Annotated in this window: 14 protein-coding genes; 1 reads left to right on the top strand and 13 read right to left on the bottom strand. The window is 65.0% G+C overall.

Going from position 1 to position 16,432, the window contains the following annotated elements:
- Positions 1 to 28: 28 nt before the first annotated feature.
- The 13 genes from ACQ4W6_RS11575 to ACQ4W6_RS11515 all read right to left on the bottom strand — a co-directional run bounded on the left by ACQ4W6_RS11575 (position 29) and on the right by ACQ4W6_RS11515 (position 14,560).
- Positions 29 to 751 carry a hypothetical protein gene (locus ACQ4W6_RS11575; protein ID WP_436567336.1) on the bottom strand — a complete coding sequence of 241 codons (723 nt, stop codon included), beginning with the start codon at positions 749 to 751 and terminating at the stop codon, positions 29 to 31.
- The gene (locus tag ACQ4W6_RS11570; RefSeq protein ID WP_436567335.1) at positions 751 to 1,524 is read right to left on the bottom strand and encodes an ABC transporter permease subunit; all 774 of its coding nucleotides are present in this window, start codon (positions 1,522 to 1,524) and stop codon (positions 751 to 753) included. Before ACQ4W6_RS11570 ends, ACQ4W6_RS11575 begins: the two co-directional genes overlap by 1 nt.
- A complete protein-coding gene (locus ACQ4W6_RS11565; protein ID WP_436567334.1) occupies positions 1,524 to 2,240 on the bottom strand; it encodes a prepilin-type N-terminal cleavage/methylation domain-containing protein in 717 nt (238 codons plus the stop codon). The genes ACQ4W6_RS11570 and ACQ4W6_RS11565 overlap by 1 nt, the downstream gene beginning before the upstream one ends.
- Complete coding sequence (locus ACQ4W6_RS11560; protein WP_436567333.1) at positions 2,237 to 2,962, bottom strand: hypothetical protein; 726 nt, start codon at positions 2,960 to 2,962, stop codon at positions 2,237 to 2,239. Before ACQ4W6_RS11560 ends, ACQ4W6_RS11565 begins: the two co-directional genes overlap by 4 nt.
- The gene (locus tag ACQ4W6_RS11555) at positions 2,959 to 3,384 is read right to left on the bottom strand and encodes a hypothetical protein (RefSeq protein WP_436567332.1); all 426 of its coding nucleotides are present in this window, start codon (positions 3,382 to 3,384) and stop codon (positions 2,959 to 2,961) included. The genes ACQ4W6_RS11560 and ACQ4W6_RS11555 overlap by 4 nt, the downstream gene beginning before the upstream one ends.
- Entirely contained in the window at positions 3,381 to 4,109 is a 729-nt protein-coding gene (locus ACQ4W6_RS11550; RefSeq protein ID WP_436567331.1) for a hypothetical protein, read from the bottom strand. Before ACQ4W6_RS11550 ends, ACQ4W6_RS11555 begins: the two co-directional genes overlap by 4 nt.
- The gene (locus tag ACQ4W6_RS11545; protein WP_436567330.1) at positions 4,106 to 5,674 is read right to left on the bottom strand and encodes a hypothetical protein; all 1,569 of its coding nucleotides are present in this window, start codon (positions 5,672 to 5,674) and stop codon (positions 4,106 to 4,108) included. The genes ACQ4W6_RS11550 and ACQ4W6_RS11545 overlap by 4 nt, the downstream gene beginning before the upstream one ends.
- Before the next feature lie 21 nt (positions 5,675 to 5,695).
- Positions 5,696 to 6,901: a type II secretion system F family protein gene (locus tag ACQ4W6_RS11540; RefSeq protein WP_436567329.1), complete on the bottom strand. Its 1,206-nt coding sequence runs from the start codon at positions 6,899 to 6,901 to the stop codon at positions 5,696 to 5,698.
- Positions 6,901 to 8,604 carry a GspE/PulE family protein gene (locus ACQ4W6_RS11535; protein ID WP_436567328.1) on the bottom strand — a complete coding sequence of 568 codons (1,704 nt, stop codon included), beginning with the start codon at positions 8,602 to 8,604 and terminating at the stop codon, positions 6,901 to 6,903. The genes ACQ4W6_RS11540 and ACQ4W6_RS11535 overlap by 1 nt, the downstream gene beginning before the upstream one ends.
- A 7-nt stretch (positions 8,605 to 8,611) precedes the next feature.
- A complete protein-coding gene (locus ACQ4W6_RS11530) occupies positions 8,612 to 10,069 on the bottom strand; it encodes a tetratricopeptide repeat protein (protein ID WP_436567327.1) in 1,458 nt (485 codons plus the stop codon).
- The gene (locus ACQ4W6_RS11525) at positions 10,066 to 12,051 is read right to left on the bottom strand and encodes a secretin GspD/PilQ domain-containing protein (protein ID WP_436567326.1); all 1,986 of its coding nucleotides are present in this window, start codon (positions 12,049 to 12,051) and stop codon (positions 10,066 to 10,068) included. The genes ACQ4W6_RS11530 and ACQ4W6_RS11525 overlap by 4 nt, the downstream gene beginning before the upstream one ends.
- Positions 12,052 to 12,188: 137 nt before the next feature.
- Positions 12,189 to 13,796 (bottom strand): ExeA family protein, encoded by a 1,608-nt coding sequence (locus ACQ4W6_RS11520; RefSeq protein ID WP_436567325.1) that lies wholly within the window; start codon positions 13,794 to 13,796, stop codon positions 12,189 to 12,191.
- Positions 13,793 to 14,560 carry an ABC transporter ATP-binding protein gene (locus tag ACQ4W6_RS11515; protein WP_436567324.1) on the bottom strand — a complete coding sequence of 256 codons (768 nt, stop codon included), beginning with the start codon at positions 14,558 to 14,560 and terminating at the stop codon, positions 13,793 to 13,795. The genes ACQ4W6_RS11520 and ACQ4W6_RS11515 overlap by 4 nt, the downstream gene beginning before the upstream one ends.
- Before the next feature lie 167 nt (positions 14,561 to 14,727).
- On the opposite strand from ACQ4W6_RS11515, the gene ACQ4W6_RS11510 reads away from it, so the two are divergent.
- Positions 14,728 to 16,431 (top strand): GspE/PulE family protein, encoded by a 1,704-nt coding sequence (locus tag ACQ4W6_RS11510; protein ID WP_436567323.1) that lies wholly within the window; start codon positions 14,728 to 14,730, stop codon positions 16,429 to 16,431.
- Position 16,432 lies beyond the last annotated feature (1 nt).

The following is a 16,432-nucleotide window of genomic DNA, read 5'->3' as shown; positions in this document are numbered from 1 at the left end:
CATTTCAAATGGTATTTCAGTTGCCATGTCACTGCGCCAATTTTGCTTTCTTTACAGCAAGTTTATCGAGGCGGCGCGCCAGGAAAGCCAGCTCGTGCGGGTCCGTGATCTGGCCGCTCTGGATCAGGCCGCCGATGACCAGGCGGGCGCTGTCGAGCTGGTCCATGTCCTCTAAAATAAAAGCTTCCATTTCGCGCGCCCAGGGCGGCACTTGCGGCGCCGTCGCCAGCAGACGCAGCTGGCGTGCATAGCTTAGCGCCAGCGGCAAGTCGTGCAGCTGGTGCTTCGCCACCAGCACCGCCTGCGCCATGGCGGGCCAACGGCGCGTCGGGTCGGCCGCAAAGCTGCTGGCGATAAAGGCCAGCATGCGCCGCGCGCGCGCCGGGTCGGCCACGCCCGCATACACCTCGCTGGCGGCCATCAGCGCATACTGGCTGCGCGGATCGAGCGTTTGCGCCGTGTCCAGCCAGTCGGCCAGGCGTGCATAGTCGAGCTTGTGCCACGGCAGGCTGACGCCGGGCTGGTCTTCGAACGATTGCAGGTATAGCAGCATGCCTTTCGACATGGCCAGCGGCTCACCCAGGCTGGCCAGGCGCGCCACGTTGGCCGGTGGCGCAGCAGCAAGCGCGCGCGCCTGCGGAGGCGATTGCTGCTGCGCCAGGCGCCAGCCCAGCTGCAGCAGCACGGTGCCCGCCAGCAGCCAGCATACGGGGCGCGGCACGCTGGACCAGGGGCGCAGTGGCGTGGCCATCAGATGTTCCTGCGGTAAAAGTCGCACAGGGCGCAGCTGGCCAGCAAGGCGACGTAGATGGCCGTTTGCGCCGCCACGCCGGCCAGCGCCTGCCAGTTACCGGTGGCGTACAGCAGCCACTCCGTGCGGGTAAATGCATCGAGGCGCGGCAGCAGCAGGGCCAGCAGGTCGATGGCGCCCGTCATTGCTTGCTGCGGCCAGGATTGGCCCGCCAGGGAACTGTGCGCCAGCAATTGCAGGCTGCCCACCATGCGCGCCAGCACATAAAAGCCGCTGGCGGCGGCCAGCGCCGGCAGCGCTTGCTGCAGGCTGGCCACGCACAGCAGGCTGAAGGTGGCGACGATCCACAATTCTCCCAGCAGGGACAGGGCCCACAGCGCGCTTTGCGCGGGCGCGGCGAACAGCGCCATCAACAGGCCGAAGAGCACGGCCGGCACGCCCGCCAGCGCCCCATAGCCCAGCAGTTTGCCCAGCAGGTAGGCGGCGCGCGGCATGGGTAAGGCCAGCAGCAGTTCCAGGCCCTTGTCGGCCGCTTCGCGCGCCATGCTGGTGACGATGAAGGTGACCAGCAGGAAAACGCTGGCCAGGCGCAGCATGGCTGCCAGCAGCGCCGCCTGCACGGCGCCGCTTTCCGTCAGCGCCAGTTGTTGCAGGAAGCTGGCCAGGCCCGCCGCGCCGCAGGCAGCCAGCACGAATAGCCACAGCAGCCGGCTGCGCAGCGCTTCGAGCACGGTGTAGCGGGCGATGATACGGGCGGGTGTCAGCAGTGGCATCAGCGGGGCAGCCTTTGCGCGGCCACCATGCGGTTGAACAGGATATTGGGCGACAGCCAGACGACGATGTCGTCGAACTCGCCGCCGCTCTGCTGCGCGCTGCTGGCGGCGCGGCTGATGAAGGTGGCCGCGTTCGATGCATTGTTGCGCTCGTCGACATTCTTGCCGGCGAGCACAGCCTGGCGCTGGCCCTGTACGCTGGTGGCGCCAAAGCCGTTCTTGCCGTGCGACATGATCATGGCCGGGATGTCGTTTTGCGCCGTCGCCTGCAGCAGCGCGCCGCCGTTGCGCGTGGCGATGCTGATGTCGCGCGGCGTGCCCAGGTTGAATTGCTGCTCGCTGTCGCTGAAGGCGGGCGTCACGCTATAGCGAAACAAGTTGTTCCAGCTGTCACCCTGGCGCAGCCCCAGGCTGGCCCAGGGCAGGAAGCCCACGCGCTTTTCGCCATTGCAACGCGTGCCGCGCCGGTCTTCCAGGCCATTCATGCTGGAAATGGCCGGACACGGCAGGTAGCCATAGCGCAGGGCATAGCCCGTCAGCGCTTCTTTCGCCTCGTCGAGCGCCTGTTGCGTCTCGGTCACCTTGCGCTGCTCCAGCTGCACCGTCAGCGGCGTGACCAGCCCGCCTATCATCAGGCCGACGATGACCAGCACGATGGCGATCTCGATCAGGGAAAAGCCGCCCACGTTGCGGCGATGCCGTTGGCGGGCGCTCATGGCAGGTTGCGCGCGGCGCGCATGCGTTGATACAGAATGGGCAAGGTAATCCAGCTCAATTGGTCGTCGAAAACGCCGCCGGGAACACCGTCCTGGGCGCTGGCGGGGCGGGAAATGAAGCGGCGGCTGGCGTAGTCGTTGGCCGCTTCATCGGCATTGCCGCGCGCCGTATTGATCTGTGTCACGCCGGTGGCGGACGTGCCGTAGTGCTCTTTGCCTTGCGAGAACAGCACGACGGGAAGGCACTGTGCGCTGACATCGCACAGTTCCTGTCCTGCAACATACGCCAGTTCGCCACGGCCAGCGCGGCCCAGCACGACGCGGTTGGCGACGGCGGAAAACGAGACGATGGGCGCGCGCGCCATTTCCGGCGTGACGCTGTAGCGCAGCAGCTTGCCCCAGGCGTCGCTGCCAGCCACGCCCAGCGCCACCCATGGCAGGAAGCCGCTGCAATCGGCGTCGCTGGCGCAGTCGGCGGGGCGTTCGCGGCCATCGATGGCAGACGCGGCCGGACGCGGCAGGCGGCCATGCGTGGTGGCAAAGCCCAGCAAGGCGTCGCGCGCCTGCGCCAGGGTGGCCAGGGTGCGCAACTGGCGTTCGGCCTCGCCCGTATTGCGGCTGAAGGCGCTGATCAGCAGGCTGGCCGCGCCCAGGCCCAGCACGGCGACCAGCAAGAGCAGGGCGGCGCCGCGCTGGCGTCCATGCCGGTGCCGTGGCTTCATGGCTGCTCCGCGGGCGCTTCGCTGACGCTGCCGCTGGCCGGGTCGTAGCGCTGGCCCGGTTTGAGCAAGATCAACTGCCCGTTCGACAGGCGCAGGCTCAGGGTGCTTCCCTTGCCATTCATGCCACCTCTCAAGCGGTTGTGCGGCTCGTTTTGCGGCGTCTGGTTGAGCCAGATGGTGGAGCGCCCGCTGCTGCGCTGCACCACGCCATTCAGTTCGACGGGCGGGCCGGGTGGTGGCGGTGGCGGCGGGGGTGCGGGCGCGGCCAGGACAGGATCGGCCGGCGGCGGCCCGTAGCGCTGCGCATCGAGCTGGGCGCGCTGTTCAGGCGACAGGAACAAGCGTCCCAGCTGCGGCCCTTGGGCCTGGGCGCACAGTGCGGTGCCGGCCAGCAGCACGCACAGGAGCAGGGCGCGCCTCATGGCGGCCCCAGCACGGGCACGGCCACGCTGCCCAAGGTTAGCCACAGCAGGCTGCATTCGGCGCTGAGGACGGGGGCCATGGCACCCGTGGCGATTGGGCCACCCGCACCACTCGCACTCACACTCGCACCCGCGGCTGCGCCCGCGCCATTGCGCTTGAGCGTGCAATCCTGCACGGCGAAATAGCCGACCTGGCGCAAATCGTCGAGCAAGTTCAGCAAATCGAGTTCATGCAGCAAGTCCAGTTGCAGATGCATGCGGCTGCCGCGCAGCTGGTACTGGCCCATCACCATCGGCGTGGGCACGGGCAACACTTGCTGCGCGCTGATGTCGTAAGCGATGGGCAATAATTTGCGTTGTTCCTGGCTCAGACGAATGGCGTCGATCCAGGCCAGGCGTTTTTCCGCACCGATCAGGCCGCGCAGGCGCAGGGCCAGAAATTGCGGTTCGTAGGCGCGGATTTCCCCTTTTTCTGTCTCCGCTTGGTTGAACAGCCTGGCCGCCGTCGCCCGCGTATGCACAGCGAATTCGCGCTGCTGCGCCTCGCGCTCGCGGTAGGCGATGCTAAAGCTCAGCAGCGCCAGGCTGGCCAGCGTGGTCAGCGTAAAGCACAGCAGGGCGCCGCGTATCAGCACCAGCTCGCCCAGCCAGGCGGGCAGGCTGTGCGCCGGGGCTGCAGCTTTTTTCAGGCCGGGCAGCGGCCCCTGTTTGACGGGGCCGCTCATGGTTTCCACACAAGCAAAAGGGTGAAGCGAGCCTGGCTGTCCGGCGCAGGCGTGGCGCTCTTGCCGGACAGGGCCGCGCTGGAACGCAAGTCCAGTGGGGTTTCCTCGATTGCCACCTGCATGCCTGGCTCGCGCGCCAGAGTTTGTGCAAAGGCGGTGATGGCGCCCAGCGCGGCGCGGTAGTCATTATTCGGCATGGCCACGTCCGCTTCCAGGCGCAGCGCCTGCGGCGGCGCTGCGGGAATACCGGCCAGGCTGCTGCTCAAGGTGGTGGCACCGGCGCCTGGCGGCTGCGGTGCTGGCGGGCTGCCGGCCGTGCGGACGGACGCCTGGCCCGCATGCCAGTGCAGCTGGGCGAGCTGGACTTGCGGCGCCTGCTCCAGCGCCGTGCTCAGGATGCCCAGCATGCGGCCCGGTTCGGGCGCCTGGCTGGCTATCATGCGGCCCAGGGTCACGGCCACCTTCATGTTCTGCGTCTTGGCGGGCGCCGGCGGCAGGTTCGCCATGCTGCTGTGGTAGCGTTTCTGGTCGGACGCCGTTTCCTGCTGTAGCCGCACGGTGGCCGCGCCATCGCTGATGCCGCCCAGTAAGTTAATCACGCACCACAGGGCCGCCGAAGCGCCAACCAGCGCGCTGGCGCCATACAGCACATTGCGCGCGCGCTGGAAGTGGTAGTAGCGGGCCAGCGGGCCGGGCGGGTAATGGCTGGGTGGCGGATGCTTGCCCAGCAATGTCAGCAACAATTCGTCGGCCAGCGCCGGCGTCTGGCGCAAGCCCACGCGCAAGCTGGCGTGCTGCAGGTCGATGAAGTGGTAAGCCACTTCGAGGTCGTTGTCACATAGTAATTTGAGCTTGGTGATCTGTGCGGCCGGCGCCAGGATGACGGTATTCAAGACCTCGCCGCGCGACAGCATGCGCGTGCTGGTCAGAAACTGCCGCGTCTTCTCCGTTTCCAGCGCGATATTCACGGCCACGCCGTCGAGCGCGATGGCGACCGTCTGGCGCGAGAAGCGCAGCTGGCCCTTTTCATAATAGCTTTGCCGCAAGCCGCCCGACTGCTGCGTCACCAGCAGCAAGTGTTCATGCGTGAGCACCAGTTTTTTGACCAGGGCAATACTCAGCAGGCTGGTCGAATAGATGCCGGCCACGGGAATGCGCAAGTGTTCCAGCGCTTCCGTCCATGGCTGCAGCAAGGAGGGGTTCGTCAGGGCAAAGAACAGCACCTGGTCGTCGTGGCGGCCTGTGCTTTCGCGGCCCAGCAGGGCGCTGCCCCGGTAGGGCGTGTCGCGGTGCAACTGCTGCTTGCGCCGCTCCAGCAGCGCGCGGCCCGCCTTGCCGCGCACGTGGGGCAGCAACTGGTGCTGGAAGTCTTCTTCGATGAGGTCCGTCAGCAGGTAGGCGGGCACATCCAGCCGCTGTTCCTGCGGCTCTTCCAGCCACGCGGCGAAGCCGTCCAGCCCGGCTGCGCTGGGAGGGAAGACATGGCCGGTGCCCAGCGCGCCGTTGCGCCAGTCGTAGGCGCACAGGGCGTCGCTGGTGATGTAGAGCAATTGTTTGCGGAACACGGCGGCCTCAGGTCTCGGGGTTCAAGTTTTAATCGTACTGATGGTGTCGTAAATGGGCCCCAGCACCGACAGCATGATCCAGCCCAGCAGCAGGCCCAGGATCACCGTCATGGCCGGCTCGATCATGGCTTGCACTTTTTCAATCAATTCCTTCACTTCGCGGTTATAAAAATAGCTGACATTGCGCAAGGCCGTGTCGAGCGAGCCTGTTGCTTCGCCCACTTTGAGCATGCGGATCACCAGCGGCGGGAAGATGCCCGTGTGCTGGAAGGCGGCCGTCACGCCATGACCCTCGCTGATCAGCTGGGCCGCGCGGCGCAGCCCGGCGGCCACCACCTGGTTGCCGGCGATGCCTTCGGACAGGCGGATGCATTCGAGGATGCTGATGCCGGACGCATACATCAGGGCGAAAAACGTGGCGAAGCGGGCCAGGATGATCTTGTGCAGCACGGGGCCGACCAGCCACAGCCGCAGCTTCACGCCATCGAAGGTGTAGCGTGCTTGTGCGTTGCGGCGTATCGCCGCGCGCAGGCCAAAGAACAGCAGCACGGGCAGGGCCAGCAGCAGATACCAGTAGTCGATGAAAATAGTCGAGACAAAAATGAGCACGCGCGTATGCAGCGGCAGCTCGCCGCCCATGTTGCGAATGAAGGCCGTCAGCTGGGGCACCAAGTAGATCATCAGGAAAAACGTCACGCCCGCCACCACCACGGCCACCATGATGGGGTACATGACAATCTTGCGCGTCTGCGAGGCCAGTTCATCTTGCCACTTTAAACTTTCCGACAGATTTTTGAACACCTCGGCGATCCTGCCGCTTTGTTCGCCCGCAAGGATCAGGCTGGTAAACGTGGCGTCGAAGATGTCGCCATGCTGGGCCAGCGCGCCCGACAGGGGCAAACCACCCTCGATGCTTTCGATCAGGTCGGTGACCACTTCGCGCAGGCGCGGATGGTCCGTGCTTTCGCGCAAGTCGTTCAAGCCTTCCAGGATGGGCACGCCCGCGCCCGTCAACTGTTCCATGTGGAAACAGAAATTGATCAAGTCGCGGCGATGGATGACCCGCTTGCCCAGCAGCACCAGATACTGGCCCGTGATCTTGCAGTCGATCAAGTCGAGCTGCATGCGGTGCAGGCGCGCTTCCAGGTCCGGCACATTGGCCGCTTCCATGCTGCCGGGAATCATTGCACCGGCGGCATCCATGGCACGGTAGACATATTGCGCCATCAGATGAGCCTGTCAGTCAGGTCGACCACGCGCGCCACTTCTTCCAGCGTCGTCACGCCTTCGGTCACGCGGCGCATGCCATCGTCGACCAGGGCCTTGAAGCCGGCTGCGCGCGCGGCCGCCTTGAGTTCGCGCAAACTGGCGCGGCGCGCCGTCAGTTCATCGAGCTCGGCCGTCATCTTGAGAATTTCCATGATGGCCAAACGGCCCTTGTAGCCTTGATGGGCGCAGCGCTCGCAGCCCACGGCGCGGCAGATGGCTACGGGCGCATCGTCCGGATGCAGGCCCAGCAGGCGGCGCTCGATGCTGTCGGCGATCAGCGTTTCCTTGCAATGCGGACACAAGCGGCGCACCAGGCGCTGCGCCACGATGCCGATGATGTTGCCGGCCATGATGTCGGGCAGGATGCCGATGTCGAGCAGGCGCGAGACGGAACCGAGGGCCGAGCTGGTATGCAGGGTGGAATACACCTGATGGCCCGTCATGGCGGCGGCAAACGCCATTTCCGCCGTTTCGCGGTCGCGGATCTCGCCCACCAGGATGATGTCCGGGTCTTGCCGCATCATCGAGCGGATGCCGTCGGCAAAGCCCAGCTTGACCGATTCGTTGACGGAGGTCTGGCGTATCATGTTCATGGGATACTCGACCGGGTCTTCCAGCGTCATGATGTTGACGCTTTCCGTATTGATATGGCTGAGTATCGAATACAGGGTGGTGGTCTTGCCGCTGCCCGTCGGGCCCGTCACCAGGATCACGCCGTCGGGCCGCGCGATCATGAGTTTGAGCAAGTTCAGTTCCGCCTCGGCCAGGCCCAGCGCGTCCAGCGGCACGATGCCCTTTTGCCGGTCCAGCACGCGCAGCACGAAATTTTCGCCATGCGTGGTGGGTTGCGCCGAGGCGCGAAAGTCGATTTGCCGTCCGGAAAATTTGATGCTGATGCGCCCATCCTGCGGCGCGCGCGCCTCGGCGATATTCATGTTCGACATCACCTTCAGGCGCACGGCCATGGCCGGCCAGTACGATTTGTGCAGGCTGCGGATTTGCCGCAGGATGCCGTCGATGCGGTAGCGTATGCGCAAGAACGACTGTTCCGGTTCGAAATGGATGTCGGAAGCGCCATTTTGCACGGCGTCGGCCAGCAGCGCATCGATCAGGCGCACCATGGGCTGGCTGTATTCATCGGACGGCGAAGCCATGCTTTGATAGCTGACTTCGCCCGTCTCGATCTCGTGCAGGATGCCGTCGATCGACAGCTCGAAGCCGTAATACTGGTCGATAGCGCGCGAAATATCCGATTCGTTGACCAGCACCGTGGAAATGGTGATGCCCTTGACCAGCATGGCGCTGATTTGATCGAGCGCCACGATGTTGCTGGTGTCGGCCATGGCCAAAATCAGGTTGTCGGCTTGCCGCTCGTACACGATGGGAAAGACGCGGTAGCGCTTGGCCACGTCTTTCGGGATGAGTTTCAAGGCGATGGCGTCGACCACCAGGCTCGATAAATCCGCACTGACTTGCTTGAGGTTTTCGCTGAGCGCCTCGCGCACGGTGGCTTCCGTGACGAAGCCCAAGGTGATGAGCAGCTTGCCCAGCGGCTCGCTGCTGCGCTTTTGCTCGATCAGCGCGATGCGCAACTGGTCTTCGCTGATCACGCCTTTCTGGATCAGCAACTTGCCCAGCGGAAGTTTTGCCTGTTCTGCCATGTAATGCTTATTCCTGACGGGTAATGATGATGGCTGGGTCGTTGCCTGGCACCGCAGATGCGGCCGGGGCCGCGTTCGTCGCCGTTGGCGCAGGGCTGCCCAATTCGCGCAGGCGCGCCTGCACCGCGGCGCGGTCGAAACCGGCCGGCGCCGTTTGCGCCAAAGCCAGCGCGCGCTGGTAATAGGTGGCGGCCAGCCTGGGCTGGTTCAGCCGGTCCAGGCCCACGGCCAGGTTGAAGGCATAGTCGGGATTGCCCGGCGCGGCGCTGTAGGCGCGGAAGAATTGCTGCTGCGCTTCGTTCCAGCGGCGCTGCTTGGCGTACACATTGCCCAGCGCAAACAGCACGGGGCCGCTGTCGGGAGTCCGGGCCAATATCGCTTTCAGCCTGGCTTCGCTTTGCACCACGTCGCCCTGGCGCAGGCCGATCAGGCCGGCCAGTGCTTCGCCATCGTCGGGATTGATCTCCAGCAAACGTACATACAGCGAGGCCGCCTGCGCGCCCTGGTTCTCGCGCAGGGCCACGGCCGCCAGGCCCAGCAGCGCGTCGCGGTTGCTGGCGTCCTGCTGCAGCACCGTTGCATATTGCTGGCGTGCCGTGCCCAGCTGGCCGCCGTTCAGGGCCTGGTAGGCTTGCTGCACGCCGGGAGCGATCTGCGGCGCAGGCGTGTCGCGCCGCACCTGGATCTGGCTGTTGTCGGGTGCGGCGATGGGCGGCAGGCTGGGCGGGGCTGGTTGTGCCAGTTGTGCCAGTTGCGCCGCCACGGCGGCCTGGGCTGCCGCCTGTATCATCGCCTGCTGCTCTGCTGCGCCGGGTGGCTGGCGCTGCTCGCGGGGGAAATCCTGTGGTGGCGCCGCTGGCGTCGTGCTGTCCGGCGTGGCGACGCCCGGCGCTGGCAGCACCACGACGGGACCGGCGGCACTGGCCGTGCCTGGGGCATCCGTCAGCGGCATCGGCACGCCGGGCAGGTTGGCGCCTGCGCCGGGGCTGGTGCTGGCGCGCCAGTACCAATAGGCCATGGCGCCGGCCACCAGCAACAAGATGGCCAGCAGGATGCCCAGGCGCACGGTGGCCGGGTCAACGCTGATGGAGCCCATGAGCCCCTTGGGCGGCGTCTTGCTGCGGCTGGGGCGTGATCGGGCTGGCTGCGCTTCCGGGCGCGCACGCGGCGGCTCGGGGCGCTGGCCTGGCTGCGGCCCGGGTTCCGACCCCGAACTCGCTGTCGGCTGGGCCGCGCCGGGCTCAAGCGGTGCATCGGCCAGCGGTTCCAGCCTCAGCGTGTTCGCCGGCAGTACGGGCGGCGCGGCGGCTGGCGCGGGCGTGGTGGGACGGGGTGGCATGGCGTCGGCCGGCGCCAGCTCCAGCACCTGGTCGTAGGCTTCGGACGGCTTTTCCAGCTCTTCGTCCGGCAAGCTGTTCTGCTTGGCGCGCTCGGCCTTCTTGAGCGCCTGCATGAGCAGGCTCATGGGTAGTCTCCCTGCAGGCGCGCCTGCGGCTGTACGGTGGCCGCTGGCGGCCCTTCCGTGTATGGCTGGCTGTTGAGCGGCGCCTGGCCAGGCAGCAGGTAGCGGTAGTCGCGGTAGTCGCCATCGATGCTGGCATCCTTGACTACCACGGGGCGCATGAAGATCACCAGCTCCGTCTTGCTGTTCGCTTCGTTACGATAGGTAAATAAATTGCCCACCAGGGGCAGGCTGGACAGGACTGGCACGCCATCCTTGGCGTTGTCGATGGAGTCTTGCATCAGGCCACCCATCACGGCGATCTGGCCATTGCCCACCTTCATGATCGATTCCAGTTCGCGTGCCTGGATCACCGGCACGCGGCTGACCACGTTGGCCGTGGCCAGGGCCGGGTTCGGGTCTTGCACGTAGCCAACGATGCGCGTGATAGTGGGGCGCACGTTCAGGGTCACTTCGTCGCTGTCGGAAATTTGCGGCGTGACGCTCATGACGAAGCCGACGGGCACCGTTTCGAGCTTCGATTCATAGGTTGCCGGCGTGGTGATGGTGCCCGTCGAGCTGATCACGGCCGGCGTGACCTTGATGGTAAAGAAGACATTGTTGTCGACCACCTTCAGCATCGCCGTCTGATTGTTCAGCACGCTGATCTTCGGGCTGGACAGCACTTTGACCTTGCCGAACGATTCCAGCAGCTGGATGGTGGTGGTAAAGCTGTCCTTGAGGTAATTGAGCACGAAGATGCCGGGCGTGGCGCCTGGCGTCACGCCGCTGCTGAGGGCGGAGGTGCCAACTTGGCCCTGGTTCAGGCGCAGGCTGCCCGTCAGGCGCGACCAATTGATGCCTTGCTGGTATTCGTTGCTCAGGCGCACTTCGATGATGGTGGCCTCGATCAGCACCTGCCGCTTGGCGCTGTGCAGCACCACGTCAAGGAATTCGGCGATCTTTTCATGCTGGCGGCCCGTGGCGCGCACGGCGATCAAGCCGCCCTCGACGTTGACCACCACCGACGACGGACTGCCCTTGTTGGCCAGTTTTAACAGCGGCATGCCATTCGCATCGACCGCCTGGGCCGCGTTCGCGTTCGCGCCGCCTGGCTGCTGCCCCGGCGCGACTTGAGCGCCATTCTGCATGGGCGGCTGGGCGCCATACTGGTTGCCGTACTGATTGCCATATTGTCCGGCGCCAGCCTGGGTTGACTGATTGCCGCCCTGGTTCTGTGGCTGACCGGGCTGGTTCGCCTGTCCCTGTTGGCCTTGCGTATTGCCCTGCGCATTCGTCAATTGCTGGTTCAGTTGCGCCAGCGGGTCCACCTGCACGTCGTTGAGCGTGGTTTCGCGCAGCAAGTCGCGGATATTCTTTTCCAGGCTGTACCAGAAATTATTTTCTGAACGATTCACCACCAGGGTAGTCGAATTGTTATTGCCACCGCTGCCCTGGCTAGCGCCATTGGGACTGTTAGCGTTGTTGCCGCCGCCGCCGGCCGTGGAAATTTGCGTGGCAATATTAACGCTGCTGTTGGTGCTGCGCGCCATGTTGACGTAATCGACCTTGTAATTGCGCCACACGGGCGCATCCGGCAGTACCAGCAAATTCTTGCCATCGATTTCGTAGCGCATGTCGACTTGCCTGCTGATACGCGCCAGCAGTTGTGGCAAGGTCTGGTTCAGCGCGTTGAGGGTCACGCTGCCTTCGATCTGCGGGTGGATGTCGATATTCATGCCGGCGTCGCGCGCCAGCGCAAACAGCAGCGATTGCACGGGCACCTTGTGCACGGTGACGCTATACGTTTCGGCCTTGGTGGCCGGTAGCGGCGCGGCCAGTACGCTGCTTTGCTGCACCGGTTCTGGAATGGCGCCTGCCGGGCGGGGCGCTTCATTCAAGTGACCGGGCGACAAGGACATTTGATGCGAGGCGCAGCCAGCGAGCATGGCGCAGCAGGCAAGGGTGACGCAAGAGGCCAGCACAGCAATAGGGCGTGGAATCATGGGGTGTTGAATCATGGGGTGTTGAGTCATGAAAAGTTCGCCCTCGGAATCATGTTGTGCTTTTGTAATTTTAACCACCATGATCCTCTAAAAGCAACCGTCTGTGCAGGTCCGGGAGGCAACAGGAAGAAATAAAATCAGGGCGCGCCACGCCGGGGGTTTTCCACGACGATGGTTTTCATTTCCGTGCGGATATGGTCTATGTTGCTCAGCAATATTTTCTGCTGCGACGCACCGGCCAGCCGCGCCCACACCGCCTTGGCGCTGGCCAGGTCGGCAAAGCTGCCGTAGACGAAGGCCAGGCGCGGTGCGGCGCTTGCAGCTGCGCCTTCCAGCCGGCGCTCTTGCGCCTCTTTTGATGCATCGGCAAGCGCAGCGCCAGGCAGGCGAAAGACGTGCAGGTCATGCAGTCCGATGGCTAGCCGCGCCTGTTGCAGGAACGCTTCTGCTGCGGCCGTATCGGTGGCGGGCAGGTTGGCGATATGCAAGGTCAATTGCTGTGCTCCCTGCCGGGCCAGCCAGATGTGCGACTCGGCCAGGCTGCTGTCGAGCAGCGGTGCAGGCGCGGACGCAGGCATTTGTGGCAGTGCCGCTGGGGTGCTTGCCTGGGTGCTTGCGGTGGTGGTTGGTGGTGCCAGCGGTGCCGTCCTGGCCGCCGCTGCGGCAAGCATAGTGGCCGCAGTCTTCGTCACGCCTGTTGTTGCAGTCGCGCCGGATCGCCCCGGCGCCCACCACTGCCACAGCAGCGCGGCGGCCAGCAGCAGCATGAGCGCGATCAAGGCGCCGGCTAGCAGCTTGCCCGGGTGCCAGGGCGCGGGGCGAAAAGAGCTGTCGGCGATGGCCAGGAGCATATGGCGCGCCGCGATGTGCTGCGCGTCGTCCGCGTAGGCCGCCAGCAGAGCCTTGTCGGCCAGGATATTGATCCTGCGCACGATGCCCTGCGATGTGCGCGCCAGTTGGCGCAGTGCCGCTGGCGTGAAGAGCAGCGGCGCCGCGCGGCCAGCCGCTGTCAGGCGGCACGCCAGGTAGTCGTTCAGCAATGCTGGTGGCAGGCGCGGCGCCGTAAAACTGTGCGTGATGCGCTCCTTCAACTGGCGCAGCTGGGGCAAGTCCAGGGTGCGCTGCAGTTCCGGCTGGCCGAAGAGCACGATTTGCAGCAGCTTGTGGCTGGCCGTTTCCAGATTCGTCAGCAGGCGCAGCGCTTCGAGCGTATCGATCGGCATGGCTTGCGCCTCTTCGGCCAGCAGCAGCACCTGCCGGCCCGCCGCATGCCGGTTGATGAGTTCGCCGTGCAGGGCGCGCAGCACGGCATCGGCGCGGCGTTCGTCCAGCGCCAGGCCCAGTTCGGCCGCGATGGCGTGCAGGACTTCGTCAGGGGCCAGGCTGGGATTGAGCAAATACAGCACATCGACGTGGGGCGGCAGCCGTTCGGCCAGCATGCGGCACAGCATGGTCTTGCCGCTGCCCACTTCCCCCGTCAGCTTGATGATGCCTTCGCCCTGCGTGACGGCGTACAGCAGCGCGTCGAGCAGCTCGCCGCGCGTATTTCCCGGATAGAAGAAGGCCGGGTCCGGCGTGATGCCGAAGGGCGCCGTGCGCAAGCCGAAATGGCGCAGATACATGCCGTGCGGCGACGGCGCGTAAGGCTTGCTCGGCGGGTTGCTGGGCGGAAAATCGGGTGCTAACTCGGGCGGCATGCCTGGCGCGGCGTGCGCCTGGGCGGGCGTGTGCGTAGCGGCGCTCATGCGGCGATACAATTCAAGAAAGCCTGCTCCAGGCTGGCGTCCGGCGCGCCGCCGTGGCGCGCGCGGCATTCGGCAGGCGTGCCGGCAAACAAGATACGGCCCGCATGCAGGATGGCCATGCGGTCGCACAGCTCTTCCACGTCGGCCAGTGCATGCGAGGTGAGCAGGGCGCCACGGCCCTGCGCCTGCCATTGCCGCAGCGCCTGCTTGAAGAGGGCGCGCGCCTTGGGGTCGAGTCCGCTCATCGGTTCATCGAGCACCAGTTGCCGCTTGCCCGACAGCAAGCAGGCGGCCAGCCCCAGTTTTTGCATCATGCCTTTCGAATACGTGCGTGCGGGACGGCGCAGGGCCTCGGGCGCCAGCTCCAGTGCGGCGATGGCGTGCTGCACCGCTTGCGCATCGTGGCGCACATTGTGCAAGCTCAACAAATAGCGCAGGAAATCGTCGCCCGTCAGATAGTAAGGTGCCTGGAAACGCTCGGGCAGGAAGGACAGGGGCTGGCGCGCCGCGCTGTGCCGGTGCGGCTGGCCGAAGATGGCGATGCTGCCCGGTTCCGGCGTGCAAAAATCGAACAGGCATTTGAGCAAGGTGGTCTTGCCCGCCCCGTTCACGCCCACCAGGCCGAACAGTTCCCCTGCACGCACTTCCAGCTCGACGCCGCGCAGGACGGCGATGCCGCCCTGCTGCATGTGCACGTTGTGAAATTCGATGGCGCAAGCGTTCATGGAGGTCAAGTGGGAGAGAAAACGGTGATTGGCTGCCATTATTGCCATGCGTGGCTGTGCGCGGCAAGTGTTTCCTCGCAGCGTGCAGAAATGCACGGAAATCAAGCCACGGAATGTATTTTCTTTAAGAAACAACAGGTTCTGGAATAAAATGCAGACGCGCGCCGCTGGCGTGCGTCGTCTGTTGAAGTTGTCGAGGAGTAAGCATGGCAAGGCCAGAGAAAGTCCGGCTCGGTGAAATTTTGGTGCAGCAGAAACTGCTGACGGAAGAACAGTTGGGCCAGGCCTTGACGGAACAGAAGCGCTCGGGGCGCAAGCTGGGCCGGGTCTTTGTCGAGCACGGTTTTGTGACGGAAGAGCAGATTTCGGGCGCGCTGGCGCGCCAGCTGGACATTCCCTACATCAATCTCAAATTCTTCAACATCAATCCCGAACTGGTGAGATTGCTGCCGGAAACCCAGGCGCGGCGTTTCCGCGCGCTGGTGCTGGAAGACCGGCGCGAAGGCTTGCTGGTCGGCATGTCCGACCCCACCGACCTGTTTGCGTATGATGAAATCTCGCGTATGGTCAAGCGCCAGGTGGAACTGGCCGTGGTCAACGAGACGGAAGTGCTGGCGGCCATCGACCGCATCTACCGCCGCACGGAAGATATTTCCACGCTGACGCGCGAGCTGGAGCAAGACCTGGGCGACGTCTCGGTCGACTTTGGCGCGCTGGCCGTCAATCCGGGCCTGGAAGAGGCGCCCATCGTCAAGCTGCTGCAATCGGTGTTCGAGGACGCCACGCAGGTGCGCGCGTCCGACATCCACATCGAGCCGCAGGAAGGCCGGCTGCACATCCGTTTCCGCATCGACGGCGTGCTGCACCTGCAGACGGAAGCCGACAGCAAGATCGCCAGTTCGCTGGCGCTGCGCTTGAAACTGATGTCGGACCTGGATATTTCCGAGAAGCGCCTGCCGCAGGATGGGCGTTTCGCCATCCGCGTCAAAAACCAGCGCATCGACGTGCGTATCTCGACCATGCCGACGCAGTACGGCGAATCGGTGGTGATGCGCCTGCTGAACCAGGGCGGCACGACCCTGCGCCTGGATGCCATCGGCATGCCGCCCGCGCTGGTGGAAAAGTTCCGCGCCATCGTGCACCGGCCGAACGGCCTGGTGCTGGTGACGGGGCCGACCGGCAGCGGCAAGACGACGACCCTGTATTGCGCCCTGGCCGAGCTCAATTCGGTGGAAAAAAAGCTCATCACGGTGGAAGACCCGGTCGAGTACCGCCTGGCCGGTATTAACCAGGTGCAAGTGAATGACAAGATTGAACTGAACTTCGCCCGCGTGCTGCGCTCGGCCCTGCGGCAAGATCCCGATATCGTGCTCGTCGGCGAGATGCGCGACCAGGAAACGGCGCAGATCGGCTTGCGCGCTGCCATGACCGGTCACTTGGTGCTGTCGACCCTGCACACGAACGACGCCATCAGCACGCCGCTGCGCCTGATGGACATGGGGGTGCCCCGCTACATGGTGGGCAGCTCGCTGCAAGCCGTGCTGGCGCAGCGCCTGGTGCGCGTGATCTGCGAAAGCTGCAGCACGCCATATGCGCCCACGCCCAACGAATACGAATGGCTACGCCTGGAACTGGGCGAGCTGGTCGAGCGCAACCAGTATTTCCACGGCAAGGGCTGCTCGCACTGCAATGGCATGGGTTACCGGGGCCGTACGGGCGTCTACGAATTGCTGGAAATCACGCGCGCCGTGGCCGACGCGGCCAACCATGCCGATCCTTCCCATTTCATGAAGGTGGCGACGGCGCAGATGGCGGGCGAAACCTTGCGCCGCCACGCCGTACAGTTGGTGGTACAGGGCCGCACGACGGTGATGGAAGCGATGCGCATCAGCAACCAGAGCGAGGATTGAG

The organism is Janthinobacterium woesei (assembly GCF_051380875.1).
GTDB lineage: Bacteria > Pseudomonadota > Gammaproteobacteria > Burkholderiales > Burkholderiaceae_D > Janthinobacterium.
This window is presented reverse-complemented; position numbering and strand designations above follow the sequence as displayed.

Coding starts and splice junctions, on each gene's coding strand:
- ACQ4W6_RS11575 (WP_436567336.1), bottom strand. CDS start 751: ATGGCCACGCCACTGCGCCCCTGGTCCAGCGTGCCGCGCCCCGTATGC.
- ACQ4W6_RS11570 (WP_436567335.1), bottom strand. CDS start 1,524: ATGCCACTGCTGACACCCGCCCGTATCATCGCCCGCTACACCGTGCTC.
- ACQ4W6_RS11565 (WP_436567334.1), bottom strand. CDS start 2,240: ATGAGCGCCCGCCAACGGCATCGCCGCAACGTGGGCGGCTTTTCCCTG.
- ACQ4W6_RS11560 (WP_436567333.1), bottom strand. CDS start 2,962: ATGAAGCCACGGCACCGGCATGGACGCCAGCGCGGCGCCGCCCTGCTC.
- ACQ4W6_RS11555 (WP_436567332.1), bottom strand. CDS start 3,384: ATGAGGCGCGCCCTGCTCCTGTGCGTGCTGCTGGCCGGCACCGCACTG.
- ACQ4W6_RS11550 (WP_436567331.1), bottom strand. CDS start 4,109: ATGAGCGGCCCCGTCAAACAGGGGCCGCTGCCCGGCCTGAAAAAAGCT.
- ACQ4W6_RS11540 (WP_436567329.1), bottom strand. CDS start 6,901: ATGGCGCAATATGTCTACCGTGCCATGGATGCCGCCGGTGCAATGATT.
- ACQ4W6_RS11535 (WP_436567328.1), bottom strand. CDS start 8,604: ATGGCAGAACAGGCAAAACTTCCGCTGGGCAAGTTGCTGATCCAGAAA.
- ACQ4W6_RS11530 (WP_436567327.1), bottom strand. CDS start 10,069: ATGAGCCTGCTCATGCAGGCGCTCAAGAAGGCCGAGCGCGCCAAGCAG.
- ACQ4W6_RS11525 (WP_436567326.1), bottom strand. CDS start 12,051: ATGATTCCACGCCCTATTGCTGTGCTGGCCTCTTGCGTCACCCTTGCC.
- ACQ4W6_RS11520 (WP_436567325.1), bottom strand. CDS start 13,796: ATGAGCGCCGCTACGCACACGCCCGCCCAGGCGCACGCCGCGCCAGGC.
- ACQ4W6_RS11515 (WP_436567324.1), bottom strand. CDS start 14,560: ATGGCAGCCAATCACCGTTTTCTCTCCCACTTGACCTCCATGAACGCT.
- ACQ4W6_RS11510 (WP_436567323.1), top strand. CDS start 14,728: ATGGCAAGGCCAGAGAAAGTCCGGCTCGGTGAAATTTTGGTGCAGCAG.